This is a genomic window from Streptomyces shenzhenensis (assembly GCF_021462265.1).
GTDB lineage: Bacteria > Actinomycetota > Actinomycetes > Streptomycetales > Streptomycetaceae > Streptomyces > Streptomyces shenzhenensis.
On the sequence record NZ_JAJONF010000038.1, the window covers coordinates 33,784 to 55,840 of the forward strand.

Genomic DNA, 22,057 nt, shown 5'->3' on the forward strand with positions numbered 1-22,057 from the left:
CGCACCCGCGGTCAAAGAACTACGCGCACCACGGTCAAAAAACCACGACGCACCGCGGTCAAAGAACCACGCGCACCACGGTCAGAACACGCCGCCGCAGACCTACCCGCACCCGCAGGAACCCCGCACCACCAGCGTCGAAGGGAACGTTTTCAACCGCTCCTTCCGCGACCCCGCCACCCGCAGTCCGTCGTCCAGCACCAGGTCCACCGCCGCGCGGGCCATCGCGGGCCGGTCGGAGGCGATCGTCGTCAGCGGGGGATCCGCGAGCGCCGCCTCCTTGATGTCGTCGAAGCCCGCCACCGCCAGCTCCCCCGGCACGTCGAGGCGCAGCTCCCGGGCCGCCCGCAGCACGCCGAGTGCCTGGTCGTCGGTGGAGCAGAAGATCGCCGGGGGGCGGTGCGGACCGGAGAGGATGTCAAGGGCGATCCGGTACGCGTCGTACCTGTTGTACGGCGCCTCGAACAGCCGGCCCTCGGTGGGCAGGCCCGCCTCGGCCATGGTCCGCCGCCAGCCCTCGACGTGGTCGGAGACCGGGTCGCCGACGGCCGGGGTGTCCGCCGTACCGCCCATACAGGCCACGTACTCGTAGCCGTGCTCCAGCAGATGGCGGACGGCGAGCTCGGCGCCGCCGAGGTCGTCCGTCACCACCGCCACGTCGTCGATGGCCTCCGGCCGCTCGTGCAGCAGCACGACCCGGGCGTCCCAGGCGTCGATCTCGGCGGCGGCCAGGTCGTTGAGGGCGTGGGAGACGAGGATGAGGCCCGAGACGCGCATCCCGAGGAACGCGCGGAGGTAGTGGACCTCGCGCTCGGCGACGTAGTCGGTGTTGCCGACCAGCACCATCTTCCCGCGCTCGGACGCGGCCTGCTCGACCGCGTGCGCCATCTCGCCGAAGAACGGCTGGCGGGCGTCCGGGATGATCAGGCCTATGAGGTCGGTGCGCCGGGACGCCATCGCCTGGGCGACCCGGTCGGGGCGGTACCCCAGCTCCTTGATCGCGGCGAGGACACGCTCGCGCGTTGCCGGTGCGACCGGCCGGGGTCCGTTGTTGATGACATAACTGACGACGGCGGTGGAAGTCCCCGCCAGCCGCGCCACATCATCCCGAGTCACCTTGGCCACGCGCGGAGTCTACGCGGATGGACCCGTTCTGGGCAGGGCGAACCGAAGCTTCGCTTGCGGAAGCAATGCCCCGGCCGGGTGACGGCCGCGCCCCGCCCGGCCGGCGACTACGCCTCCGTCGGCACCTCGACCGCGCCCAGGGCGGCCGATGCGTCCGCATCCTCCGCCTTTGGCTGGTCCGCGTGCGCCTTGGCCGCGTCACCGGCCCGGTCGCCCTTCTCAGGCGTAACGAATCGATAACCGACGTTCCGGACGGTTCCGATCAAGGACTCGTGCTCCACGCCGAGCTTGGCGCGCAGCCGCCGTACGTGTACGTCGACGGTCCGGGTGCCGCCGAAGTAGTCGTACCCCCAGACCTCCTGCAGCAGCTGTGCACGAGTGAACACCCGGCCGGGGTGCTGGGCGAGGTACTTCAGCAGCTCGAACTCCTTGAAGGTGAGGTCGAGGACCCGCCCCTTCAGCTTCGCGCTGTAGGTCGCCTCGTCGACCGACAGATCGCCGTTGCGGATCTCCATGGGGGAGTCGTCGTTGACGATCTGCTGCCGGCCCATGGCGAGCCGCAGCCGCGCCTCGACCTCGGCGGGACCCGCGGTGTCGAGGAGTACGTCGTCGATGCCCCAGTCGGCGGTGACGGCGGCGAGCCCGCCCTCCGTCACGACCAGGATCAGCGGGCAGCCCGGCCCGGTCGAGCGGAGCAGCTGGCAGAGGCTGCGGACCTGCGGGAGGTCACGGCGGCCGTCGATCAGGATGACGTCGGCGCCCGGGGTGTCGACGAGTGCGGGCCCCTCGGCCGGTGCGACCCGCACGTTGTGCAGGAGCAGGCCGAGAGCGGGCAGCACCTCCGTCGACGGCTGGAGGGCGTTGGTCAGGAGCAGCAGAGAACTCATATGTCTGGTTCCTCCTCGGTCCCTGCGAGGACTGTGTGCAATGACACTGCGCTGCGCTCCCGAAGTTCCATACATCAGCGGTCACCTGGAGTTCCCCGCTTTGTATACAACCCTTCCGAAAGCACAAAAGGACCCGGTGGCGGCGCTGCCCGAGTCCTCTGCCAGCAGAATAGCCCACATGAGCATCGGTCCGGCAGGTCATGTGGCACGTTCCACCGTTCGTCCGGCATATGAGACGAGCAGAAACGCCTCTATGCGGACGTTTCTGCGCACGGACGACGGGGTTTCCATCGATTCCGTATACGATCCCGCCTCCGCCGTATACGACGGCTCCCGGCCACCTTCCCGTGATCTGGTGTTCGTCATCGCCCACGGTTTCACGGGCGACGTGGACCGGCCACACGTACGACGGGTGGTGGCCGCCCTGACGGATCACGCGCCGGTGGTCAGCTTCTCCTTCCGCGGCCACGGCCGGTCCGGGGGCCGCACCACCGTCGGCGACCGCGAGGTCCTCGACCTGGCGGCGGCGGTGGCGTGGGCCCGGGACCTCGGCCACGCGCGCGTGGTCACCGTCGGCTTCTCGATGGGCGGCTCGGTGGTCCTGCGGCACGCGGCGCTGCGCACCGGTGCGGACGCGGTGGTCTCCGTGTCGTCCCCCGCCCGCTGGTACTACCGGGGCACCGCCCCCATGCGCCGCGTCCACTGGATGGTGACCAGACCGGAGGGCCGGCTGGTCGGCCGCTACGGCTTCCGCACCCGTATCCACCACCGCGGCTGGGACCCGGTACCGCTCTCGCCGGTGGAGGCGGTGCCGAGGATCGCCCCGACCCCGCTGCTGATCGTGCACGGCGACAACGACGGTTACTTCCCGGTCGACCACCCCCGGATGCTGGCCGACGCCGCGGGCGGCGCCGCCGAGCTCTGGCTGGAGCCGGGCATGGGGCACGCCGAACACGCGGCGAGCGAGCGGCTGCTGGGCCGGATCGGCGACTGGGCGGCCGCCCGGGCGGGCTAGCCTGACCCTGTACACAGGTACACAGCCGACTGATTGTTCTCATCGAGTTTCCTGAGGAACCGGATGCCCAAGGTCACGGTGCGCTACTGGGCCGCCGCGAAGGCCGCGGCCGGCATCGCCGAGGAGCCGTACGACGCGGACACCCTCGCCGAGGCGCTGGCCGCGGTGCGCGCGCGACACCCCGGAGAACTGACGCGCGTCCTGCGGCGATGCTCCTTCCTCATCGACGGTGACCCCGTGGGCACGCGCGGACATGAGACGGTACGGCTGGCCGAGGGCGGCACGGTCGAGGTGCTCCCGCCGTTCGCAGGAGGGTGAGCGAGAGCGATGACCAACCAGCCGTACGAGGGCTACGACCCGTACCAGCAGCAGCCCCCGGCCCAGCCGCAGTGGGGGTACGACGAGCAGCAGTACGCCACCCAGCAGTGGCAGGGGCAGACCTGGGAGACGCAGATGCACGCCCCGGTGCAGGAGGCTGCCGCTCCGCCGGCGGCGGCCTCCGAGACGGCGTATCCGCCACCGCAGTCGTACGAGCGGCCGTACGCCACCGGGCAGCAGGCGTACCCCGCATCCGCGCCCGCGCCCGCGCCCGCACCCGCCTCCGCCCCCGCACCGTCGGACTCGGCGGGCTACGGTCCCGCGACCGTCTCGGGCAACGCCCGGATCACCGACGCCCAGCGGGCCCGTCTGGAGGGCCGCTCGCCGATCATCGAGCCGGGCATGCAGCCGGCGCTGCTCACGGCGCTGCTGGGGCTGCTGCTCGCGGCGACGGCGCCGATCGCCTCGTACGCCCTCGTCGTCCCGCTGGTGATCCTCCAGGCCGTGACGGCGGCGGGCTGGTTCCGCCTGAACGGCATGTGGCCGGCCCGGCAGGGCATCGCGCTCGCCTTCCTGGGCGGGGTCACGGCGGACGTGGCAGTGCTGGTGGCGGGCCGGGACCAGGCCCCGGCGGCGATCCTCGGCCCGCTGGGCGTGTGGGTCCTGCTCACTCTCGTCCTGCAGCTCCGCTCGCACGCGGACCCCGACACCCGTATGTACGGCCTGATGGCCACGGTCGCCTCCTCCGCGCTGGCGATCATCGCGACCGGCTACCTGGGCGCGGACCCCGACACGGTGTCGGTCGGCGCGGCCGCGGTCGCGGTGGCGGTCCTCGCGCGGGCGCTGCCGCTGCCGACGGCGGCGTCGGTGATCGTCTCCCTGCTCGCGGCGGCCGGGGCGGGCATCGCGGTGGGCGGCATGACGGGGCTCGGCACGAAGGGCGCGCTGATCGGAGCGGCGGCCGGGGTCTGCGCCCTCGTCGGCCACCGCGCGGCGAGCTACGACTACCCGTCGAGGTTCGTCCACTTCACGGCAGGCGTGGCGTTGCCGCTGACGGCGGCGGCACCGGTGATCTGGATCCTGCACTAGCCCTTCCAGGGGGCGAGGCCGAAAAGCTTTTCCCACCCACCCGTCTCGGTCGGCAGTGGAGCTGGGCAGCGCCCCGTAAGGGGCGCGGGGAACTGCGCGCTCAGCCCCCACCGGCCCGCGCCCGACAGCGCCCCCCGGCCCCCCGCCCCGCGGCCTTGTCACAGCTGCTCCACAATCTCGCGTCGGCCCGCTCCCGCAGGGTTAGCGTGGCGGGATCGAATGACCAGTCGACCCCGGGGGAATCCGACCCACATGCGTGCCCTGCGAATCCTTCTGATCGTTGTCGTCGTCCTCGGCGTCCTCTTCGTGATCGTCGACCGGGTGGCCGTGCACTTCGCCCAGGGCGAGGCCGCCGACAAGCTGAAGACGACGGAGGGCCTCGCGAGCACCCCCGACGTGTCCATCAAGGGCTTCCCGTTCCTCACCCAGGTCGCGAGCGGCTCCCTCGACGACGTGCACGTCGGCATCAAGGAGTACGACGCCGCCACCGGCACCGCCGGCAAGACCATCCGCATCGAGGACCTGAACGCCGACATGAAGGACGTCACCTTCACCGGTGACTACAGCTCCGCCACCGCGAAGACCGCCACCGGCACCGCGCTGGTCTCCTACGACGAGCTGCTGAAGAACGCCAAGTCGGCGCCCACCGACCTGGGCCTCGGCTTCACCGGCCAGGTCGTCGGTCTCGCGGACGGCGGCGACGGCAGGATAAAGGTCACCCTCGACGTCGGCGTCCCCGGCGGCGCCCACCAGAAGGTGCCCGTCCTCAGCACGGTCGCCGTCAAGAACAACACCGTGCAGGTGCACGCGGACAACCTCCCCAAGCTCGCCGGTGTCAGCCTCCTGGAGGACCGTTTCCGCCAGGCCTCCGACTTCCGGCAGGCGATCGACCAGCTGCCCGGCGGCATCAAGCTGGACAAGGTTCAGGCCGTGCAGAACGGTGTGGAGATCGCGGTGCGGGGTTCGAACGTCAGGCTGGCCGGGTAGAAGGCGGCACGGCGGACACCGGCGCCGTTCCAGCACGCGAGACGGCTGCGTCCGTACAGTAGATGTGATGACCGAGACAGGCGCCCGGCCGCCCCGGAACCACGCCCCGGACTCCGCTCTCGTCCCACAATGCGGACGATCGCGTCTCACCATACGACATGCCGGTGACATGCCCGCGCATCCGTCCCTACGATCGAGCCCATGAAGCGTCAGGCGGATCTCACGAAGCGGCGGGCAGTCGACCTGTGCCGCGTCGCCGCCATGCTCTGTCGCCCCTTCTGACGGTGGAGGCCACTGCCTCCGCATCCCCCCTGCCCTCCTTCGCCGAGGGCATCCGTGCGCCCCGACGCGCACCCACCCGCATTCGCACGCCCCGCCGCAACTGCCCCGGAGGAGAAAGAGCATGAGCCGCAGCGACGTCCTGGTCGACGCCGACTGGGTCCAGGACAACCTGGACAACCCCGAGATCGCGATCGTGGAGGTGGACGAGGACACGTCCGCCTACGAGAAGAACCACATCCGCAACGCGATCCGCATCGACTGGACCAAGGACCTGCAGGACCCGGTCCGCCGCGACTTCATCGACCAGGAGGGCTTCGAGAAGCTCCTGTCGGCGAAGGGCATCGCCAACGACACGCTGGTGATCCTCTACGGCGGCAACAACAACTGGTTCGCGTCCTACGCCTACTGGTACTTCAAGCTCTACGGCCACGAGAACGTCAAGCTCCTCGACGGCGGCCGCAAGAAGTGGGAGCTGGACGCGCGCGAGCTGGTCGAGGAGGTCCCGGAGCGCACCGAGACCACCTACAAGGCCAAGCCGCAGAACGCCGCGATCCGTGCCTTCCGTGACGACGTCGTGGCGGCCATCGGCTCGCAGAACCTCGTCGACGTCCGTTCGCCCGACGAGTTCAGCGGCAAGCTGCTCGCGCCGGCCCACCTGCCGCAGGAGCAGTCGCAGCGTCCGGGTCACGTCCCGACCGCCCGCAACATCCCGTGGTCGAAGAACGCCAACGACGACGGCACCTTCAAGTCGGACGACGAGCTCAAGGAGCTCTACGCCGACGAGCAGGTCGACCTCGCCAAGGACACCATCGCGTACTGCCGCATCGGCGAGCGCTCGGCCCTGACCTGGTTCGTCCTGCACGAGCTGCTCGGTGTCGAGAACGTCAAGAACTACGACGGCTCCTGGACCGAGTACGGCAGCCTCGTCGGCGTCCCGATCGAGCTCGGCGCCGGCAAGTAGGCCCCGGCAGGACCCGGTAACACCGGCAACACCCTCAGACCGACCTTTCAGGACCCATCCTCAGGAGTACGACATGTGTGGAGCGAAGGCCGGCGGCCCGGACCCCTCGACGATCAAGCCCGGTGAGACCACGATCCAGGGTCAGGTGACCAAGGACGGCGAGCCCGTGGTCGGCTACGTCCGCCTGCTCGACTCGACCGGCGAGTTCACCGCGGAGGTCCCCACCTCCGCCACCGGACAGTTCCGCTTCTACGCGGCGGAGGGCACCTGGACCGTCCGCGCCCTCGTCCCCGGCGCCACCGCCGACCGCACGGTCGTCGCCCAGCAGGGCGGCCTGGCCGAGGTCGCGATCGCGGTCTGAGCAGAGCACCGACACGACGGCCGAGGGCCGCGCCTCCGGATCATCCCCGGCGGCGCGGCCCTCGGCCGTTCCCTTCCTGACGTGCCTCCCGCACTGCGTCGCGGGCCCGCTCGGGGCACCGCGTCGGACTCCCCGCCCGCCGGCCCCGCCGGTGACGGGGACCGCGCTCTGCGCCGTGGCGCCGGACCGGGCGAGCCGACCTACCCTGGAGGCATGCTGGCCCGCCGCCGTCGCGTCTACTTCGTCATGATGGGGATCTGCATCGGTCTCTTCGTCCTGGCGTGGGGCGTGGTACGCATCTGGTCGGTCCCGGCCGCCGTGGGGATGTGCCTGGTGGCCATGGTCATCCCACCCGTCGCCGCGATGGTCGCCAACCGCCGGGGGCCCGAGGACCGCTGGTGGGACGACCCCTCCGGCGATCCGCAGTCCGACGAGTGGTGGGACGAGCTGGACGGGAAGAAGCGGCCGAGGTCCTGACCGGGTGAGGTTCGGCAGCCCCCGGCAGGGGCGCGGGGCCGCATCCGGTACGCGGCTCCACCGCGATGGGGGTCCCCCCCGCTCGAGCGAAGCCGAGAGTGGGGGAGCGACCGGCCACGACGGCGCGGCGGTCGACAGACGGCAGGTCGCCGCACCTTCGGCGGAGCGCTCAGTCCGCCCCCGCGCTCGCCGTGCTCGCGGCGCTGATGCGCTGGGTGCTGACGCGCTGGCTGAGGAAGAGGGCCGCGCGGTCCAGTGCCTCGTCGGCCTCGTCGAGGACGCCGGCGTAGGCCTGGAACACGTGCGGCACGTCGGCGGTGATGTCGAGGACGACGTCCACTCCGGCGGCTCGCGCCCGGTCGGCCATGCGGGTGGAGTCGTCGAGGAGGACTTCGTTGGTGCCTGCCTGCAGCAGCATGGGCGGCAGGCCGGTCGGGTCGGCGAAGACGGCCGGGCTGAGCAGCTGGTGGCGAGGATCCTGCCCCGCCAGGTACATGGCCCCGGTGTGTTCCAGGGCCTCCCGCGTGAGGAACGGGTCGGCACCGGCCCTGGTCTCCATGCTCTCACCGGTCCGGGTGGCGTCGAGTCCGGGCGAGAACGCCACGATCGCCGCCGGCAGCGGGAGGCCCGCGTCCCGGGCGGCGAGGCAGGTGGTGATGGCCAGGCCACCGCCGGCGGAGTCCCCGGCGAACGCCACGCCCGACGGGTCCGCGCCGCTGTCGAGCAGGGCACGGTAGGCGCTCAGCCCGTCCTCGACGGCGGCCGGGAACGGGTGCTCGGGGGCCAGCCGGTAGTCCAGCGAGAGGGCCCGGAAGCCGGTTCTGACCACGAGATTGCCCGTCAGTGACAGCGCGGTCTCGGGGGAGCCGAACACGAAGCTCCCGCCGTGGAAGTACAGGAGCGTCCCGGCCCGTCGCTCCGCGGTGGGTTCGACGAGCAGCGCGGGGCGCGGGCCCAGCGTCGTGGCCGTGGTGCGGATCCCCTCCGGGACGATCATCTCGGCCATCAGCGCCCTGAACCCGGCCCGGATCCCCTCGACCGACGGGTCCCCGGCGGGACGCGGCTGCCGCAGCCTGGCGTCGAGCAGCGCACGTTGTTCCTTGCTCATCCCTGCTCCCCTCTGAAGTACATGCCGCTACACTATATGCCGTGGCATATAGATGGGACGACGACAGTACCGGCCTCCTGGGGCTCTTCGACGACCTCGTCCGTTGCGAGACGCGTCTGTACAACGCCCTCAACGACCGTCTCCGGGAGCGGCACGGGATCGTCACGTCGCAGTTCGAGGTGCTGCGTCACGTGCGGGACCATCCCGGGTCCCGGGTGGGGGACGTCGCCGCCGCGTTCGCCATCGGCATCGGGGCGACCAGCAAGGGCGTCGACCGCCTGGAGAAACGTGGCTGGGTCGTCCGGCAGGCCAATCCCGCGGACCGCAGGTCGTCACTGCTGGCGCTCACCGAGGACGGCGCGACGCTCGTCGACGCGGCGGAGGCCACCGCCGGCGAGCGGCTCGCCGAACTGCTCGCGGAGACCTTCGGACAGACCTTCGGGGAGCACGCCCTGCCGGCCGTCGCGCAGGCTCTGTCGAACCTCCGCTCCGCACTGGAACGCGACGACGTCGGCACCCCCACCGGCTGACCCGCGTCCCCACCGGCTGACCGCGCCCCGGCGCGCTAGTACACGAGCGCCTGGGTCCCGTCCGTCATCGCCTCCTGGACGAAGACCTGGGCGCCCGCGATGCGTACGCCCTCGATGACGTCCTTCTCCGTGATGTCCCGGCGGGCCGCGCACTGGGTGCAGAGGGTGACGCGGCCGCCCGCGAGGAGGGAGTCGAGGAGGTCCGGCAGGGGGGCCGCGTGCGGGAGTTCGAACTCGGCGGCGCGGCCCGGCAGGGCGAACCACGCGGACTCGCCGGTCAGCCACAGCGACACCTCTACGCCGCTGGCCACGGCCACCGCCGCCACCGTGAACGCCTGCGAGCACCGCTCAGGGGCGTCCGCCCCCGCCGTCACCTTGATCACCAGGTTCTTCGCCATGCCGGAAGCGTAACCACCGCCCGGGTCAGTATCCGATCGCCTCCCGGATCAGCAGCACGGTTCCGCGCCCCGGACGGGGCTCCGCGTTGAGGACCAGCAGACGGTTGACGGCGCTGGGCGACCCGTACACCGCACGGGCGCGGGCGTCCTCCAGCGGGAGGGCGTGCTCCTCGACGCGGCGCAGCGCCGTGCCCAGATCGGGCACCACCTTCTGCGCGCCGACGATCCAGACCGCCTGAGCGGCCCCGCCCGCGTTGGCGGGGAGCTGGCTGCCGCTGCCCGAGGCGAGCACGAGCGAGCCGGTCTCGGTGACCGCGGCGACGCTGTTGACGACCACATCGGGGCCGGCGAGCAGCCTGCGGATCTCGTCGGCGCCGGTGGCCCGGTCGATGGCCAGGACGCGCGGCCTGATGGCGTCGTACCGGTCGCCGGTGTTGATGTCGTCGTCGATGCCGGACAGCCGGAGCGTCTCGCTGGCTCCGGTGAGCACGCCGGCGCCCGCGGGGATCAGGTCCCTGACGCGGGCGCGCGCGGCCGCCGCGTCGTCCAGGATCTCGGCGGCGAAGCCGTTGGCACGCAGCGCGGCGGCCGCCCGCTCCAGTCGCTCGGCCGACGCCGGGTCGGCGAAGGAGGCGGCGGGGGCGGCGGCAGGGGCGGCAGGGGCCGCTTGGGGTGCGGCGCCTGCCAGCGGGGAGGTGTCGAGGTACCTGATCTCGTACACCCGCTCGGCGAACTTCCAGCCCTCCTCGGTGCGCTGGTAACGGTCGTGGTAGACGGCGTAGTTGAGCCCCTCGCGGCCGTCGAGAGTGCGCGCGAGCTCCTGGATGTAGGCGCGGCCGGTCGCCGTGTCGCCGTCGAGCACGATCGTGCCGGGGTGGGTGTTCTGCACGAAGAAGTCCCACACGCTCTGCAACCGCTCGCTCCCGGTGATGATCTCCTCGCGGCCGATCAGCTCGGCGGGGATGTCCGGCATGCGCAGCGCGCCGTCCGGGGTGAACAGCGAGGCCAGGCGAGGCCGGTCGCGCATCATCACCGCGTCGGTGAACTCGCCGCGCAGTGCCTCGATCTCGACGCGGTCCGCGATGGCCTGGAAGTCGTTCATCAAAGTCCCCTTGTCGTCGTCCTCGCCGGTACGACAACGCGGCCCCGCGGAATGTGAGGCGGTGCGGCAACCTCACATTCCGGCGGGCTGTCCTGTCGTACCGGGTACAGGCAGAGGCAGAGGCGAGCGAGGGGGACGGGCGGACCATGACCATCGGAGCCGAGCCCGGCAACGAGCACGAAGAGCGGGAGGAGCAGAGCGATCCCGGCCTCGGCGCGATCATGAGCGAGCGGCGGCGGCTGATCAACCTCGGCTATCGGCTCCTCGGGTCCCTCGCCGACGCCGAGGACGTCGTGCAGGAGACCTACGCCCGCTGGTACGCCATGTCCGTCCGGGAGCAGCAGGCCATCGAGTCGCCCGGCGCCTGGCTGATGACGGTCGCCAGCCGTATCTGTCTGAACCTGCTCGGCTCGGCGCGGGCCCGACGGGAGACGTACGTCGGCGACTGGATCCCGGAGCCGCTGCCCGAACCCACGGAGTGGACCGGCGCAGCTCCCGGCGCCCGCGGGACCGATCCGGCCGACCGGATCACCCTCGACGAGTCGGTGACCATGGCCTTCATGGTCGTCCTCGACGTGATGACCCCGGCCGAGCGCGTCGCGTTCGTCCTGCACGACGTCTTCCGCTACCCGTTCGGCGAGGTCGCCGCGATCGTCGGCCGTACCCCGGCGGCCTGCCGCCAGCTGGCCTCGTCGGCCCGCCGCCGTGTCCGCACCGCGCAGCCGCCCGCGGGCCCGGGCGTCGGGCAGGCCGGCATCGTCAGGCGGTTCCGAACGGCGTGGGAGGCCCAGGACATCGACGCCCTCATCGGCCTGCTCGACCCCGACGCCACCGCGACCGCCGACGGCGGCGGCCTGGCCGTCACCCACCTCCACCCCATCGTGGGCGGCGAGCGGATCGCCCACGCCTACGCCGAGATCGCACGCGTCTCGGGGCACCGCACGACGTTCCTGGAGCGCACGGTCAACGGCCGGCCCGGCCTGGTCGCGCGGCAGGACGGCGCCGTCGCGACCGTCTTCGCCTTCGAGATCGCGGGCGACCGGGTCAGGCACATCTGGGCGGTACGCAACCCCGAGAAGCTCCGCCCCTGGCGGCTCGGCTGAGGGCCGGACACCCGCCTCACGCCGCACGCCGGAGTCAGACGGCGTCGCCCGCGAAGACCCGGCGGGTCACGGCCGGTGCTCCGCGCGCTGGTGCTTGCGCAGCAGCACGTTCGCGTCGGTGGCCGCGCTGTGGTCGTGGGCGGCCCACGCGGTCTCCCGGCGGCCGTCGAGATCCGTGCACTGCGTGCAGCCGGGGACGGGCCGGGGCGGGCGGCTCAGGTCGTCGGGGGACGCTGGTACGGCCCACGTGCTGCGGTCGTTCGCCGCGCGGACGCCCGCGCTGATCCGCTCTCTGTCGGTGGCGGGGCGCAGTGCCGCCGGATCGGCCTGCCACTCTCTCCCTCCTCCCACCGGACGCAGCATCGCGTACGGCCCCGACCGGTCCCGGTACTCGCCCACCTGGTCGGTGGCGGTGTCGTAGAGCAGGGCTCCGGGCTCCATGGCATTTGCTCCTTTCGTCCAACATCTATACGAAATGCGCGAGTTGGACTACTCTGCGTATCGAGGCTGCTACGAGGACGGCCAGGAAGTGCGGGCGGCACGCCGATGAGGGCCGGTTCTTCCCCGTCTGGCGGCGCTGATTCCACAAATGCCACGGGGAACCGGGGAGGGCCGCGGTGCCGCAGGGGCGGGTGGCGGCGGGGCGGAGCCAGGAGCCCGGGCGCCTGGCCATGTGCGAGAGGCGCTTGTGGCCGGAGGTCTCAAGGGCGAGGGAACCGGAGCAGCGGATCGAGGCGCGTATCGGACGGCAGAAGATGCTGGACGACGAGGATGCGCCGCCGTCCCGGGGCATCCTGTTCGAGGCGGTCCTGCGCAATGCGCTGGGTGATCTCCAAGCGTGGCGGGCCCAGTTGGAGCATCTGCTGGAGGCTTCGGAGCGCCCTGACATCACCCTTCACGTCCCGCCCCGTTCGGCAGCGGGCCCCACGGCCTGGTGAACACCGACGTGATGTTTCTGCGACTGCCGGACGCCCGCACTGTGGCCTACGCTGAAAACGACGTACGGGGTGAACCGGTCGAAGAAACCAGCAGGACTGAACGCCCGCACCGTACTTGTGATGCTGTGCGTGACCTGGCGCTCAACCCTGCCGGGTCACGCACGTTCATCTTGCGGATGTCGGAGGAAGTGCCGTGCGAGCGGTCGACGTGGGCAACACCTCCTGACGCAAGAGCGGTTACAGCGACACGGATGGCGGCGAGTGCGTCGAGTTCTCCGACGACCTCCTCCGCACCGCCGACTGGCGCACGAGCAGCTACAGCAATCAGGACGGCGGTGAATGCGTCGAAGTCTCCGACGATCTCCTGGCCGCCTCCTGGCACGAGAGCAGCCGCAGCGACCAGGACGGCGGCCGCCGCCTGGAAGTCGCCGCCGGTCTCGCCTCCCTCGTTCCCGTCCGTGACAGCAAGGCCCCCGCCGGCGGAGCGCTCCTCTTCGGAGCCCCCGCCGGGGGGCCTTCGTCGTGGCGGTAAAGGCGGACGGGGTCTGAGGCGCCGGCCGCCGGCCCGCCGGGCACGGAGCCGTGCCGCGCCCTCTCGGCCCCGTCAGGAGTGCTTGAGGTACTCGGCCAGCTTGCCGATGAGGCGGGCCGCGTCGTCCAGACCGCGGGCCGTGTCGCCGAGGTCCCCGGCGAGCAGTTTTGCCGGGGCCTGCGCCCCTTCCGGCTCCTCCTGTCCGCCGGGGACGGTCGTACCCCGGTATCCGACCGGCGCGCCCCCGCGCGGTGCGCGGTAGCCGGTGAAGTCGGCGGCGCGCGCCGGTCCGGCGGCCGGGGCCGCGCAGGCGAGGAACTGGACCCGGCAGAGCTGGATCTGGTCGGAGCCCTGGTTCTCGGTGATGCTCAGGCGGTAGCGGGCGTAGGGCGCGGGGGAGGCGACGGAGTACTCCTTCGTCTCGTGGCGCTGCCGAAAGCGTTCGCCGGTGCGGGAGTCGACGGTCGTCCAGTGGCCGCCGTCGTGTGAGCCCTGCAGCAACCAGTCCTCCGGATCCCGGTCGGGCGCGTCGTTCGCCGAGGTCAGCCGGTAACCGGCGACGGCGACGGGGTGGTCGAAGGTGAACTCCAGCTCGGCGGTGTCGTCGTTCGCCAGCCACTTGCTGCGGGACTTGCCGAGCAGGTTCTCCGCGACCTCGCCCGCCATCTCGAACTCGTCGCTCGCCTCGACCCCGGTCACCGCGCGGGTGATGTCGCGCAGTTCCCCCGCGGTCTCCTGCACGGCCGGCGTGCCGCCGGGGCTCAGCACGACCGAGGCGGTGGTGCCTCGCCGGTCGGTCCATGTCACCCGCTCCACGGGCGCCCCGCCGTCGTCCAGCAGCAGCCGCAGCTCGCCGGAGGGGGTCCAGGCGCCGTCGATCCCGTCCTCGGTGGAGAACCGGTGCAGGGGCGCTCCCGCTGTGCCCTCGGGGTAGGCCCAGCGGTCGGCGAGCATGCCGCGGTACTCGGTGACCGCGCCGTCGGCGGTCCTGCGGTGGCCCAGGAAACCGGACAGGTCCGCGCGCAGCCCGATCGCCGCCTCCGCCCCGTCCGTCCCGCGCCAGGAGAGGTGGGCGGGCAGGGCCCGCTCGCCGCCGTCGATGTGGAAGAGCAGCCGGGGAGCGGTCTGCCAGCCGGTGGAGCCGGCGGCGCGCACCTCGGTGCCGAAGGCGACGACGGACCGCTTGGCCGACCGGGCCGCCATGGCGCGCTCCGAGCGGTCCCGGTCGTGCGCCGGGGCCACGGTGACGGCCCGGAGCCGCAGCAGTCCTTCCGCGCCCTCCGGGTTGCGGACCTCCAGCAGGTTGTCGCCCGTGCGGAGGAGTTCCCCCGGCACACCGACCACGGTGACCTGCGGGTCGCTGTGCGCCCCGGCCCCCGGTGTCGCCAACTGCTCCGCGAGGGACTTGCCGTTGAGCAGGACGTCCATCGGGGCGCTCGCACCGAGCACGGTCACCGCCACGACGGCCTCGGCGATCTCCTCCCGCTCGTCCACCGTGAAGTCCAGCCTGATGTGCCCGCCGGCACCGAGCGCGAGGTGCGAAGGGGCGATGCCGCAACGGTGGTGGGCGACCACGGCGTTCGACAGCTGGGCCGGGTCGGTGGAGAAGTCGGCGAATACGGGTTCCATGCGTGTCCCTACGTCGTTCGGGGCATGCCGGTCCTGCCGGCAGCGACATGTGCGGCCTGACGGCCGCCGACACCGCAGAACATAGTGGGGGTCACTGACAACAGGCCCTGGAGCCAACACACTTGGGGATCCGTGCCGCCGCGCCGCGCCGCCCGGACCGGACGGCGGTGCGCTGCCGATCCCTGTCCGGCTCGCGGCGGTGTCCTGATCGTGATTCAACCTTGTACAACTCATTGAGCTGACCATGAGTCTCCTGTGGCGCGCGGATCACGGAATCCGCGCTCCCGTTGTGCACAGGGGGACGAAATGGACGCATCAGAAACACCACCGGAACCCCGGCCGGACACTCCGCCGGGGACCCTGCCGGACACTCCGCCGGGGACACCGCGGGAAACCCAGCCGGAAACCCAGCCGGAAACGCTTCCGCAAGCCGTGCCCGAAGACGGGCGGAAGAGGCGCCGTACCGCCGCGCTGATCGCCGGTGCCGCCGTGCTCGGCGTCGTGGCCGGTACCTGTGCCGGTTATCTCGTCCAGGCCGATCGCGAGCCCACCGCGCTGCCGTCGCTCTCCCAGCCGTCGCTCGCCCAGGCGAAGGGTGCCGGTCCGGAGCCGCTGTCGGCCGCCCAGGACCGGAAGGTCAAGGTCGACGGCGATCTGCGCAAGCTGTTGCTGAAGAAGCCGCGCGGGGCGCGCAAGGGGCTGGTCCAGGCGGGCGAGAACGGGTGGATGGACCTCGCCGAGTACGCGGACACGTTCAAGTACCCGGCGGGTGCCTTCCGGAGCCTGACCGAGGAAGACGAGTTCCGCCGCGCGGCCGTCACCGACTGGCGTGAGGGCAGCACGTACAGCGTGCAGATCCAGCTGATCCAGTTCCGCCAGGAGGAGAAGGGCACGGAGGCCGCCGACGCGGCGAGCGACGGCTACTACTACGCCCAGCCGTCCGACGACTTCGACACCCGGAGCTGGCCGATACCCGGCACCGGCGACGGCATGGCGTACGTCCACCCCAAGCCCGACACCTCCTACGGCGTGAGCCTGTACACGGCGGAGGCGCACGCGTGGCGCGGGGACATCGAGATGCAGGTCTGGATCTACGACACGAAGCCGATCCCGAAGGCGAAGGTGCTGGACCTGGCGAAGCGGCAGATGGAGCAGCTGTGAGCGAGAACCCGCAAACCACCGAGAACCCCGAGCCGGCCCCCGCCGAGCCGCCGGCCGCTGAGCCGGCCTCCGCTGCACCGACGGTCGTGGAGTCGGCGCCTGTCGAGCCGGCGTCTGCTGAGCCGGTCGCTGTTGAGCCGGCCTCCGTGGAGTCGACGCCCGTCGAGTCGGCGCCTGCCGAGCCGGTGGCTGTTGAGCCGACCTCCGCTGCATCGACGCCTGTCGAGTCGGCCCCTGCTGAGCCGGTGGCTGTTGAGCCGACCCCCGCCGCCCCGGCAGCCGTCGACCCCGCCGCCCCGGCAGCCGGTGCCCCCGACCCCGCGGTACCCGTCGACCCCGCCCCGAAGCGCCCCCGCGACCCCCGCCGTGTCGTCGCCCTCGTCGCCTCCGGCGTGCTGGCCGTGGCCGTGCTCGCCGCCGGTGCCGTCACCGTCGTCACCGTGCACAACGCCGACCGTGACCCCGGCGCCCCCGTCTGGCGCCTTCCGAAGGCCGGCAAGGAGACGAAGGCGGCCGCGGCCACCGGGCTCCAGGGGATGCTGCTGCCCTACAAGGCCGACACGTACGGGCGGGGCCCGGACATGGCCGAGTTCGGGTCGGACGCCGCGCTGACCGGTGCGCAGGCGACCCTGCTGCGCAAGGAGTCGATCAAGAACCTGCCGCGTTCGCAGCGGCGGGAGCTGGAGCGGCGGATCGACCGCGACCCGGTCAAGGGCATGGCGATGCGCAGCTACGTGAGCACGGACACGGCACTCGGCGCCCCGTACACGATGGAGATCGTGCTGGCGCGGATGGGCAACCAGCGGACCGTCCGCTCCATGGCGGGCGCCCAGAAGGAGCTCTTCGACGTGCTGAAGGTGTTCCGCAAGGGCCCGGAGATCGAGGGCTACAAGAACTCGACCGCGTGCTTCCTGACACCGGCCGACAAGGACGTGAAGCTCGACACGATGTTCTGCTCCGGGTACGTCGGCGACATCCTGGTCACCGCGACCGCCACCGCGGCCAAGCCGCTGGACAAGCAGAGCGCGGCGGACATGCTCCGCGCACAGCTCGACCGCATCAAGGAGCCGGGGGCGGCCGTATGACCATGGAAGTGAACCAGCAGCCGGAGCCCGTCGTGGCCGCCGAGGCAGCCCCCGAGGCAGCCCCCGAGGCCCCCGAGGCCGGCTTCGAGTCCGCTCAGAAGGGCCGCAAGGACCGGCGGCTGCTGCGGGCCGCGCTCCGCTGGGGCTGCGCGGTGGCCGTCTTCGCCGTCGTCGGCTGCGGGACGGCGTACGGCATCACCCGCCTCGACCGCACCGACGTCCCCGGTCTCGCCACCCACTCCGACGGCCGCTGGGCGTACCCCGTGCTCGTGAAGCCCCCGCTGCCCTCCGGCAGCCCCGGCCCGAACGACGACGCCCGCAACCCGGCCGGCGCCCACTACGCCGACCTGCGTGAACTCGTGCTGCCCGCGCCGAAGGGCGCCACCGCCGACGCGTCGCTCAAGGGGACGGACGGCTGGCTGCCGACGAAGACGTTCCTCAAGGAGTTCCCGCTCGCGTCGGACCGTGAGGACGTGGCCCAGCGGCTCACCGACAACGGCCTGCGGCACATCACGGCCCGCGGCTGGACCACCGCCGACGGCACGCACACCCGCGTCTACCTGCTGCAGTTCGACACCGGGGCGGTCGCGGACCACGTGCTCGGCGACGAGCTCACGGTGAACGCCGCGCCGATCCACCGGGTCCGCGGCGGCGACGCGTACGAGATGGACGACTCCCTCCCGAAGGCGGCCCGGGTGCCGGACGTGGACACGGTCCCGGTCCGCGAGACCAGGCCGTACGGGGCCGAACAGGTCCGCGCGGCCTACCTCGCCTCCGGGGACACCGTCGCCGTGATCATCCAGTCGAGGAAGGGCGGCGCGCTCGCCGTCCCCTTCGACCAGACGGTGACACTGCAGGGCGAGCTGATGAGCTGACCCCGTGCGGGCGTACCTCGCCAAGAGGGCCGGGTCCGGGCCGCGTAAGCTGGGGCCCGGCTCTTGTACGTCCGCCCGTCCTCGCTCAAGGAGCACCCGTGGAAGCCTTCTACGAAACCCTGCTGGTCCTGGTCTGCGTCGGCGTCATCGCCTTCGCCTGGCTGACCGTGAAGAAGCTGTACCAGGGCCAGCGCTGACCCCGGTCCGAGTCTAGGAACCACCACTCATGATCGAGATTCCGTCCGACCTGCACAAGGACCTCGTCCCGCTCGCCTTCCTGCTCGGCAGCTGGGCCGGCGCGGGTGTCCACGACTTCCCGGGCTCGGAGAAGTGCAACTTCGGCCAGGAGGTCACCTTCAGCCACGACGGGCGGGACTTCCTGGAGTACCACTCCCAGACCTGGGTGCTGGACCACGACGGGAACAAGGTCCGCGCGCTGGAGACCGAGCACGGCTTCTGGCGCATCGAGGCAAGCCGCAAGGTCGAGGTCACGATGGTCCGCGACGACGGCGTGATCGAGATCTGGTACGGCGAGATGGCCGACAAGAAGCCCCAGATCGACCTGGTCACCGACGCCGTGGCCCGTACGGCCGCCTCCGCTCCCTACAGCGGCGGCAAGCGCCTGTACGGCTACGTCAAGAGCGACCTCATGTGGGTCGGCGAGAAGCAGACCCCCGAGGTCGAGCTGCGTCCCTACATGTCCGCGCACCTGAAGAAGGTCGTCACCCCGGAGGACGTCGAACGCTGGGCCAAGGCCCTCCCCGACGACCTGCCGGACGACGGGATCGCGTTCTTCAAGTAGTCCTCTGCTGCTTCCTCAAGGCCTCGCTGCGGATCGCCGCCGGGGCCTTGTTTCACGCCTCAGGGTTAACAGTTTTCGCGGCATGGCAATGCGCTTGATGCCGTCGGGTCGGATGGCTACAGTGATGGTGTCTTCGTGGAGGGGCGGCCGAGCCCCGTGAATGCGCGGAGCCCCGGTCGCAACATGCCTGCGACCGGGGCTCCGGAGGCTGTGCTCCGGGTGGCTTGCGATGCAGAGGCGAGCCCGGAACGTTCGCTTCGCAGATTACCACCGTGCGTGCACACGCGCACGGGGTGCGCACGCTGCCACCAGCAAGGGGGAAACCATGTCCAGCCGCCTGCCCGAATGGATGGTGCGCGACCTGTCCCTGCCTCGGTTGAGGCGGTACATCCGAGCCGCGCACGGTGACGCCCGAGCCGCCGAACGGCTGTACTGGTGGAACATCGAGGTCTCGGCAGCACTGCTGGGCTCCCTCCACTGCCTGGAGCTGACCCTGCGAAACGCCCTGCACGACGCGCTCGCGGGCCACCACGGAAGACGGGACTGGTGGGCCGCGGCGCCCCTGAACGAGCGCAGCCGGAGGCTGGTGGACGACGCGCGCCGCTCCTGCGAGCGCCGTCTGTCGCACGCCACGCCGGACGACATGGTGGCGGAGCTGTCCTTCGGCTTCTGGGTCTCCTTGCTCAGCCATGGCTACGACCGGCACTTCTGGGTGCCCGCCCTGCACTCGGCGTTCCCGCACTACCGAGGACGTCGCAACCACCTCTATCGCGATCTGACCTCGCTGGTCCTGCTGCGTAACCGCGTCATGCACCACGAGCCGATCCATCATCGGCACCTCGCAGCCGACCATGACACCGTCTATCGCGTGCTCGGATATCTCAGCCCCGAGCTGGTCAAGGAGGCGCAGGCCATGGACCGGTTCCAGGCCGTTCTGGCCGGCCGGGCGGACGTCCTGAGCGGCGTCAGAACGCCCCGGTTCTGAGAAGGAGACGACGTGGACGATTTCGGCATGGGTGCCGTCGGCGGGACGGGTGAGCTCGTTTCACGGCCGGACATCGCGCGCCTGGCGGGGGTGAAGCGACCTGCTGTCACGAACTGGGAGCGGCGGCACGGGGACTATCCCGCCCCCGTGAACCCCGGCGCCGACATCGAGCGGTTCCGTGCCGACGAAGTGCTGGCCTGGCTCTCGGGGCGGGCCGTCCCGGCGAACGCCCTGCGCCCGGACGAACCGACGGGCACGACGTATGGCGACCGGTTCCGCGCGGGGTTGTCGGGTGGTACGGCCGGTGGCCTGTTCCGCGCGGTGGAACGGCTCGCGGGACCCGACGCGGACCGGCTGCGGGGCTCCATGCCTTTGGACCGTTATCTCTTCTGGCTGCTGTACTTCGTCTGCACCCAGATCGCGGAACCCGAGAACGGCCTGGGCAGGGCCGTGGACACCTTCGGCAAGACGGTGCGGGAGTTCGACCTTTCAGAGGGGACCGTTCCGCGCCGCCTGCTGGCCGAACTCGCCGACATGCTCGGTGGTACCGGTCCTGGGTCGCCGCAGGAGAGCCGGGCGGCCTTCGATCTTGTCCTGGTGCTCTGGCGCGCCGCGTACGCGCGCGAGGGCGGCGCGTTCTACACCCCGCCTTCCGTGAGCCGGGTCATGGCGCGCGCACTGGCCGCCGTCCGCCCCGGAGCGGTGCGCGTGCACGATCCGTACGGCCGTACCGGGGAACTGCTCGTGGCCTACCTGGAAGCGGTCGCCGAGCGGGGCGTCGGTACGCCGCCGCCGGTCAGCGGCAGGGCGCCCGACAGCCTGGAACGGCAGGTGGCGCAGTGGAATCTGCGTGTACACCACGGCCGTACTGGGTGCTTCGGCGAAGGTCCGTTCACGCCGGCGTTCGATCCTTCCGCCGACCCACCGGCCGCCTTCGACGTCCTGCTCACCAACCCGCCCTTCGGACGTCGGCTCGAGAACGTGGCTCCGCCGCCGTACTGGGTCTACGGCCCGTCCCACCGAACGGAGTTCGATTGGCTGCAGTACATCGTGTCGCGGCTCGCACCTGAGGGTCGGGCCGCTGTGCTGCTGCCGGCCGGAGCCTCTTTCAACGCCGGTGCCGCTGAGACCGTGCGCGCGGGGCTGGTCGAGGCCGGGGTCGTGGAATGTGTGATCGCGCTGCCCGCCGGGCTCTTCACGCTCACCGCCGTCAAGACACAGATCTGGTTCCTGCGCGCGCCCGGCTCCGAGGCACAGGCGGATTCCGAGGTGCTGTTCCTGGCCGGTGAGCATCTCGGACGTCGACTGACCCGGACACAGTGGACCCTCACCGACGACGAGATCGCGAAACTCGTGGGGGAGTACGTGGCCTGGCACACGGCCCGTCGGGCCGGGCGTTCCTTCGAGGGCACCCCTGGCCTGAGCCGGGCCGTGCCGGTGCCGCACATCGTGGACGAGGACCACAGCCTGGACCCCGTGCGGTACGTCCGGACACCCGGACATGACGCGGACTCCGCCGCGGCCGGCCCGGCCGAGACCCGGGACCGGCTCGCGAGGCTGTCCGAGGAGATCGCAACCCTGCATCGGCGGGCGGAAACGGCCGACGGCGAGGTCACCCGTCGGCTCAGGAGGTACGGACTGTGACGACGGCCGACGAGTTCTCCCCGCGAGGCTGGTCACGCCGCCCTCTGCGGGAGCTGTGCGCTTCCATCCAGGTCGGACCGGCGCAACGCGCCGAGGACAAGGACCGTGCCCGAGCGAACGGCGGGGTCCCTCTCGTGCTGCCCCGCGACCTGCGTGGACACCGGATCGCCACAGAGGAGTCCGCAGCCGTTCCCGCGATCCCCTGGGAGCGAGCCCGGGCGCTGGGAAAGTACGAACTCGCCGAAGGCGACATCCTCCTCACCCGGACCGGCACCGTGGGACGTTGCGCGCTCGTCACCGGGGAACACGTGGGCTGGCTGTTCCACCCCAACCTGGTACGGCTCAGGCTGCCCGGGACCGGGCCGGTCACGGCCGCCTATCTCGCCGCTTTTCTCAGCGCGGCGGCCGCTCAGGACTGGATCAGGTCCCGGACGGCCCGCGCGGTCATCCCGTCACTGAGCATTCGCACCCTGGGCGAGTTGCCCGTGCTCCTGCCGCCGGCCACCGAGCAGGCGGCGATCGGGGCGACCCTCGCCGCTCTGGACGACAAGATCCAGGCTTACACCGAGCTCGCCCGCGCCACCAGCGACTACCGCAGCGCGCTTGCCGACGCTCTGACGAACGGTGTTCTGTCCGCCAAGGAGTGACCTGGCCGACCCGCCC

General features: G+C 71.6%; 26 protein-coding genes and 1 pseudogene. 20 read left to right on the forward strand and 7 right to left on the reverse strand.

All coding sequences use genetic code 11. The features are described 5' to 3' along the window. Positions 1-102 precede the first annotated feature (102 nt). Entirely contained in the window at positions 103-1,125 is a 1,023-nt protein-coding gene (locus LQ326_RS34960; RefSeq protein WP_234543096.1) for a LacI family DNA-binding transcriptional regulator, read from the reverse strand. 107 nt (positions 1,126-1,232) lie between these two features. Next, on the reverse strand, positions 1,233-2,012 hold the full coding sequence (locus LQ326_RS34965; protein WP_234543097.1) for a response regulator transcription factor: 780 nt from the start codon (positions 2,010-2,012) through the stop codon (positions 1,233-1,235). Positions 2,013-2,190: 178 nt separating this feature from the next. Between LQ326_RS34965 and LQ326_RS34970 the strand changes: the two genes are divergently transcribed. From LQ326_RS34970 to LQ326_RS35000, 8 genes are all read left to right on the forward strand, one after another. After that, positions 2,191-3,027: an alpha/beta hydrolase gene (locus LQ326_RS34970; RefSeq protein ID WP_234543098.1), complete on the forward strand. Its 837-nt coding sequence runs from the start codon at positions 2,191-2,193 to the stop codon at positions 3,025-3,027. 63 nt (positions 3,028-3,090) lie between these two features. Further along, positions 3,091-3,345 carry a MoaD/ThiS family protein gene (locus LQ326_RS34975; protein ID WP_234543099.1) on the forward strand — a complete coding sequence of 85 codons (255 nt, stop codon included), beginning with the start codon at positions 3,091-3,093 and terminating at the stop codon, positions 3,343-3,345. 9 nt (positions 3,346-3,354) lie between these two features. Next, on the forward strand, positions 3,355-4,434 hold the full coding sequence (locus LQ326_RS34980; protein WP_234543100.1) for a hypothetical protein: 1,080 nt from the start codon (positions 3,355-3,357) through the stop codon (positions 4,432-4,434). Between the two features lie 252 nt (positions 4,435-4,686). Continuing rightward, a complete protein-coding gene (locus tag LQ326_RS34985; RefSeq protein ID WP_234543101.1) occupies positions 4,687-5,421 on the forward strand; it encodes an LmeA family phospholipid-binding protein in 735 nt (244 codons plus the stop codon). A gap of 201 nt (positions 5,422-5,622) precedes the next feature. Continuing rightward, positions 5,623-5,703 carry an Ms5788A family Cys-rich leader peptide gene (locus LQ326_RS48870; protein WP_350751515.1) on the forward strand — a complete coding sequence of 27 codons (81 nt, stop codon included), beginning with the start codon at positions 5,623-5,625 and terminating at the stop codon, positions 5,701-5,703. Positions 5,704-5,824: 121 nt separating this feature from the next. Next, the gene (locus LQ326_RS34990; RefSeq protein ID WP_234543102.1) at positions 5,825-6,664 is read left to right on the forward strand and encodes a sulfurtransferase; all 840 of its coding nucleotides are present in this window, start codon (positions 5,825-5,827) and stop codon (positions 6,662-6,664) included. A 73-nt stretch (positions 6,665-6,737) separates the two neighbouring features. After that, on the forward strand, positions 6,738-7,025 hold the full coding sequence (locus tag LQ326_RS34995) for a DUF1416 domain-containing protein (RefSeq protein WP_093501297.1): 288 nt from the start codon (positions 6,738-6,740) through the stop codon (positions 7,023-7,025). 213 nt (positions 7,026-7,238) lie between these two features. Then, complete coding sequence (locus LQ326_RS35000) at positions 7,239-7,502, forward strand: DUF3099 domain-containing protein (RefSeq protein WP_234543103.1); 264 nt, start codon at positions 7,239-7,241, stop codon at positions 7,500-7,502. A gap of 169 nt (positions 7,503-7,671) precedes the next feature. Here LQ326_RS35000 and LQ326_RS35005 read toward each other — a convergent pair whose 3' ends face one another. Beyond that, positions 7,672-8,610 (reverse strand): alpha/beta hydrolase, encoded by a 939-nt coding sequence (locus LQ326_RS35005; protein ID WP_234543104.1) that lies wholly within the window; start codon positions 8,608-8,610, stop codon positions 7,672-7,674. A 41-nt stretch (positions 8,611-8,651) separates the two neighbouring features. Between LQ326_RS35005 and LQ326_RS35010 the strand changes: the two genes are divergently transcribed. After that, complete coding sequence (locus LQ326_RS35010) at positions 8,652-9,140, forward strand: MarR family winged helix-turn-helix transcriptional regulator (protein ID WP_234543105.1); 489 nt, start codon at positions 8,652-8,654, stop codon at positions 9,138-9,140. Between the two features lie 35 nt (positions 9,141-9,175). Here the strand turns inward: LQ326_RS35010 and LQ326_RS35015 are convergent, their stop codons facing one another. Together LQ326_RS35015 and LQ326_RS35020 are read right to left on the reverse strand one after the other, a co-directional pair. After that, a complete protein-coding gene (locus LQ326_RS35015) occupies positions 9,176-9,538 on the reverse strand; it encodes a DsrE family protein (protein WP_234543106.1) in 363 nt (120 codons plus the stop codon). 25 nt (positions 9,539-9,563) lie between these two features. Beyond that, the gene (locus LQ326_RS35020; RefSeq protein ID WP_234543107.1) at positions 9,564-10,640 is read right to left on the reverse strand and encodes a nuclear transport factor 2 family protein; all 1,077 of its coding nucleotides are present in this window, start codon (positions 10,638-10,640) and stop codon (positions 9,564-9,566) included. A gap of 146 nt (positions 10,641-10,786) precedes the next feature. Between LQ326_RS35020 and sigJ the strand changes: the two genes are divergently transcribed. Then, the gene (gene sigJ / locus LQ326_RS35025) at positions 10,787-11,743 is read left to right on the forward strand and encodes an RNA polymerase sigma factor SigJ (RefSeq protein WP_234543108.1); all 957 of its coding nucleotides are present in this window, start codon (positions 10,787-10,789) and stop codon (positions 11,741-11,743) included. A 66-nt stretch (positions 11,744-11,809) separates the two neighbouring features. Here the strand turns inward: sigJ and LQ326_RS35030 are convergent, their stop codons facing one another. Then, positions 11,810-12,184 (reverse strand): hypothetical protein, encoded by a 375-nt coding sequence (locus tag LQ326_RS35030; RefSeq protein WP_234543109.1) that lies wholly within the window; start codon positions 12,182-12,184, stop codon positions 11,810-11,812. A gap of 230 nt (positions 12,185-12,414) precedes the next feature. Between LQ326_RS35030 and LQ326_RS48435 the strand changes: the two genes are divergently transcribed. The 3 genes and pseudogenes from LQ326_RS48435 to LQ326_RS48875 all read left to right on the forward strand — a co-directional run bounded on the left by LQ326_RS48435 (position 12,415) and on the right by LQ326_RS48875 (position 13,213). After that, a complete protein-coding gene (locus LQ326_RS48435; RefSeq protein ID WP_308402075.1) occupies positions 12,415-12,681 on the forward strand; it encodes a Scr1 family TA system antitoxin-like transcriptional regulator in 267 nt (88 codons plus the stop codon). Positions 12,682-12,692: 11 nt separating this feature from the next. Continuing rightward, positions 12,693-12,794 (forward strand): annotated as a pseudogene (locus LQ326_RS48440) (XRE family transcriptional regulator); the annotation flags it as partial. 305 nt (positions 12,795-13,099) lie between these two features. Continuing rightward, entirely contained in the window at positions 13,100-13,213 is a 114-nt protein-coding gene (locus tag LQ326_RS48875) for a DUF397 domain-containing protein (RefSeq protein ID WP_372497039.1), read from the forward strand. Between the two features lie 72 nt (positions 13,214-13,285). Here the strand turns inward: LQ326_RS48875 and LQ326_RS35045 are convergent, their stop codons facing one another. After that, positions 13,286-14,842 (reverse strand): alpha-1,2-mannosidase, encoded by a 1,557-nt coding sequence (locus LQ326_RS35045; RefSeq protein ID WP_234543110.1) that lies wholly within the window; start codon positions 14,840-14,842, stop codon positions 13,286-13,288. A gap of 432 nt (positions 14,843-15,274) precedes the next feature. On the opposite strand from LQ326_RS35045, the gene LQ326_RS35050 reads away from it, so the two are divergent. The 7 genes from LQ326_RS35050 (at position 15,275) to LQ326_RS35080 (ending at position 22,041) form a co-directional block, all read left to right on the forward strand. Continuing rightward, positions 15,275-16,003 carry a hypothetical protein gene (locus tag LQ326_RS35050; RefSeq protein WP_234543111.1) on the forward strand — a complete coding sequence of 243 codons (729 nt, stop codon included), beginning with the start codon at positions 15,275-15,277 and terminating at the stop codon, positions 16,001-16,003. Between the two features lie 245 nt (positions 16,004-16,248). Beyond that, positions 16,249-17,088: a hypothetical protein gene (locus LQ326_RS35055; protein WP_234543112.1), complete on the forward strand. Its 840-nt coding sequence runs from the start codon at positions 16,249-16,251 to the stop codon at positions 17,086-17,088. Continuing rightward, the gene (locus LQ326_RS35060; RefSeq protein ID WP_234543113.1) at positions 17,085-17,963 is read left to right on the forward strand and encodes a hypothetical protein; all 879 of its coding nucleotides are present in this window, start codon (positions 17,085-17,087) and stop codon (positions 17,961-17,963) included. The genes LQ326_RS35055 and LQ326_RS35060 overlap by 4 nt, the downstream gene beginning before the upstream one ends. A 226-nt stretch (positions 17,964-18,189) precedes the next feature. Further along, positions 18,190-18,765 (forward strand): heme-binding beta-barrel domain-containing protein, encoded by a 576-nt coding sequence (locus LQ326_RS35065; RefSeq protein WP_181802406.1) that lies wholly within the window; start codon positions 18,190-18,192, stop codon positions 18,763-18,765. A 325-nt stretch (positions 18,766-19,090) separates the two neighbouring features. Continuing rightward, positions 19,091-19,750, forward strand: a complete 660-nt coding sequence (locus tag LQ326_RS35070) for a hypothetical protein (RefSeq protein WP_234543114.1) — start codon at positions 19,091-19,093, stop codon at positions 19,748-19,750. Between the two features lie 12 nt (positions 19,751-19,762). Then, positions 19,763-21,394 carry an N-6 DNA methylase gene (locus LQ326_RS35075; protein ID WP_234543115.1) on the forward strand — a complete coding sequence of 544 codons (1,632 nt, stop codon included), beginning with the start codon at positions 19,763-19,765 and terminating at the stop codon, positions 21,392-21,394. Continuing rightward, positions 21,391-22,041, forward strand: a complete 651-nt coding sequence (locus tag LQ326_RS35080) for a restriction endonuclease subunit S (RefSeq protein ID WP_234543116.1) — start codon at positions 21,391-21,393, stop codon at positions 22,039-22,041. Before LQ326_RS35075 ends, LQ326_RS35080 begins: the two co-directional genes overlap by 4 nt. Positions 22,042-22,057: the final 16 nt, after the last annotated feature.

What these genes read in the sequence shown, in the direction of transcription:
- LQ326_RS34965 (WP_234543097.1), bottom strand. Translation starts at nt 2,012, where the DNA reads ATGAGTTCTCTGCTGCTCCTGACCAACGCCCTCCAGCCGTCGACGGAG.
- LQ326_RS34970 (WP_234543098.1), top strand. Translation starts at nt 2,191, where the DNA reads ATGAGCATCGGTCCGGCAGGTCATGTGGCACGTTCCACCGTTCGTCCG.
- LQ326_RS34975 (WP_234543099.1), top strand. Translation starts at nt 3,091, where the DNA reads ATGCCCAAGGTCACGGTGCGCTACTGGGCCGCCGCGAAGGCCGCGGCC.
- LQ326_RS34980 (WP_234543100.1), top strand. Translation starts at nt 3,355, where the DNA reads ATGACCAACCAGCCGTACGAGGGCTACGACCCGTACCAGCAGCAGCCC.
- LQ326_RS34985 (WP_234543101.1), top strand. Translation starts at nt 4,687, where the DNA reads ATGCGTGCCCTGCGAATCCTTCTGATCGTTGTCGTCGTCCTCGGCGTC.
- LQ326_RS48870 (WP_350751515.1), top strand. Translation starts at nt 5,623, where the DNA reads ATGAAGCGTCAGGCGGATCTCACGAAGCGGCGGGCAGTCGACCTGTGC.
- LQ326_RS34990 (WP_234543102.1), top strand. Translation starts at nt 5,825, where the DNA reads ATGAGCCGCAGCGACGTCCTGGTCGACGCCGACTGGGTCCAGGACAAC.
- LQ326_RS34995 (WP_093501297.1), top strand. Translation starts at nt 6,738, where the DNA reads ATGTGTGGAGCGAAGGCCGGCGGCCCGGACCCCTCGACGATCAAGCCC.
- LQ326_RS35000 (WP_234543103.1), top strand. Translation starts at nt 7,239, where the DNA reads ATGCTGGCCCGCCGCCGTCGCGTCTACTTCGTCATGATGGGGATCTGC.
- LQ326_RS35005 (WP_234543104.1), bottom strand. Translation starts at nt 8,610, where the DNA reads ATGAGCAAGGAACAACGTGCGCTGCTCGACGCCAGGCTGCGGCAGCCG.
- LQ326_RS35015 (WP_234543106.1), bottom strand. Translation starts at nt 9,538, where the DNA reads ATGGCGAAGAACCTGGTGATCAAGGTGACGGCGGGGGCGGACGCCCCT.
- LQ326_RS35020 (WP_234543107.1), bottom strand. Translation starts at nt 10,640, where the DNA reads ATGAACGACTTCCAGGCCATCGCGGACCGCGTCGAGATCGAGGCACTG.
- sigJ (WP_234543108.1), top strand. Translation starts at nt 10,787, where the DNA reads ATGACCATCGGAGCCGAGCCCGGCAACGAGCACGAAGAGCGGGAGGAG.
- LQ326_RS35030 (WP_234543109.1), bottom strand. Translation starts at nt 12,184, where the DNA reads ATGGAGCCCGGAGCCCTGCTCTACGACACCGCCACCGACCAGGTGGGC.
- LQ326_RS48435 (WP_308402075.1), top strand. Translation starts at nt 12,415, where the DNA reads ATGTGCGAGAGGCGCTTGTGGCCGGAGGTCTCAAGGGCGAGGGAACCG.
- LQ326_RS35045 (WP_234543110.1), bottom strand. Translation starts at nt 14,842, where the DNA reads ATGGAACCCGTATTCGCCGACTTCTCCACCGACCCGGCCCAGCTGTCG.
- LQ326_RS35060 (WP_234543113.1), top strand. Translation starts at nt 17,085, where the DNA reads ATGACCATGGAAGTGAACCAGCAGCCGGAGCCCGTCGTGGCCGCCGAG.
- LQ326_RS35065 (WP_181802406.1), top strand. Translation starts at nt 18,190, where the DNA reads ATGATCGAGATTCCGTCCGACCTGCACAAGGACCTCGTCCCGCTCGCC.
- LQ326_RS35070 (WP_234543114.1), top strand. Translation starts at nt 19,091, where the DNA reads ATGTCCAGCCGCCTGCCCGAATGGATGGTGCGCGACCTGTCCCTGCCT.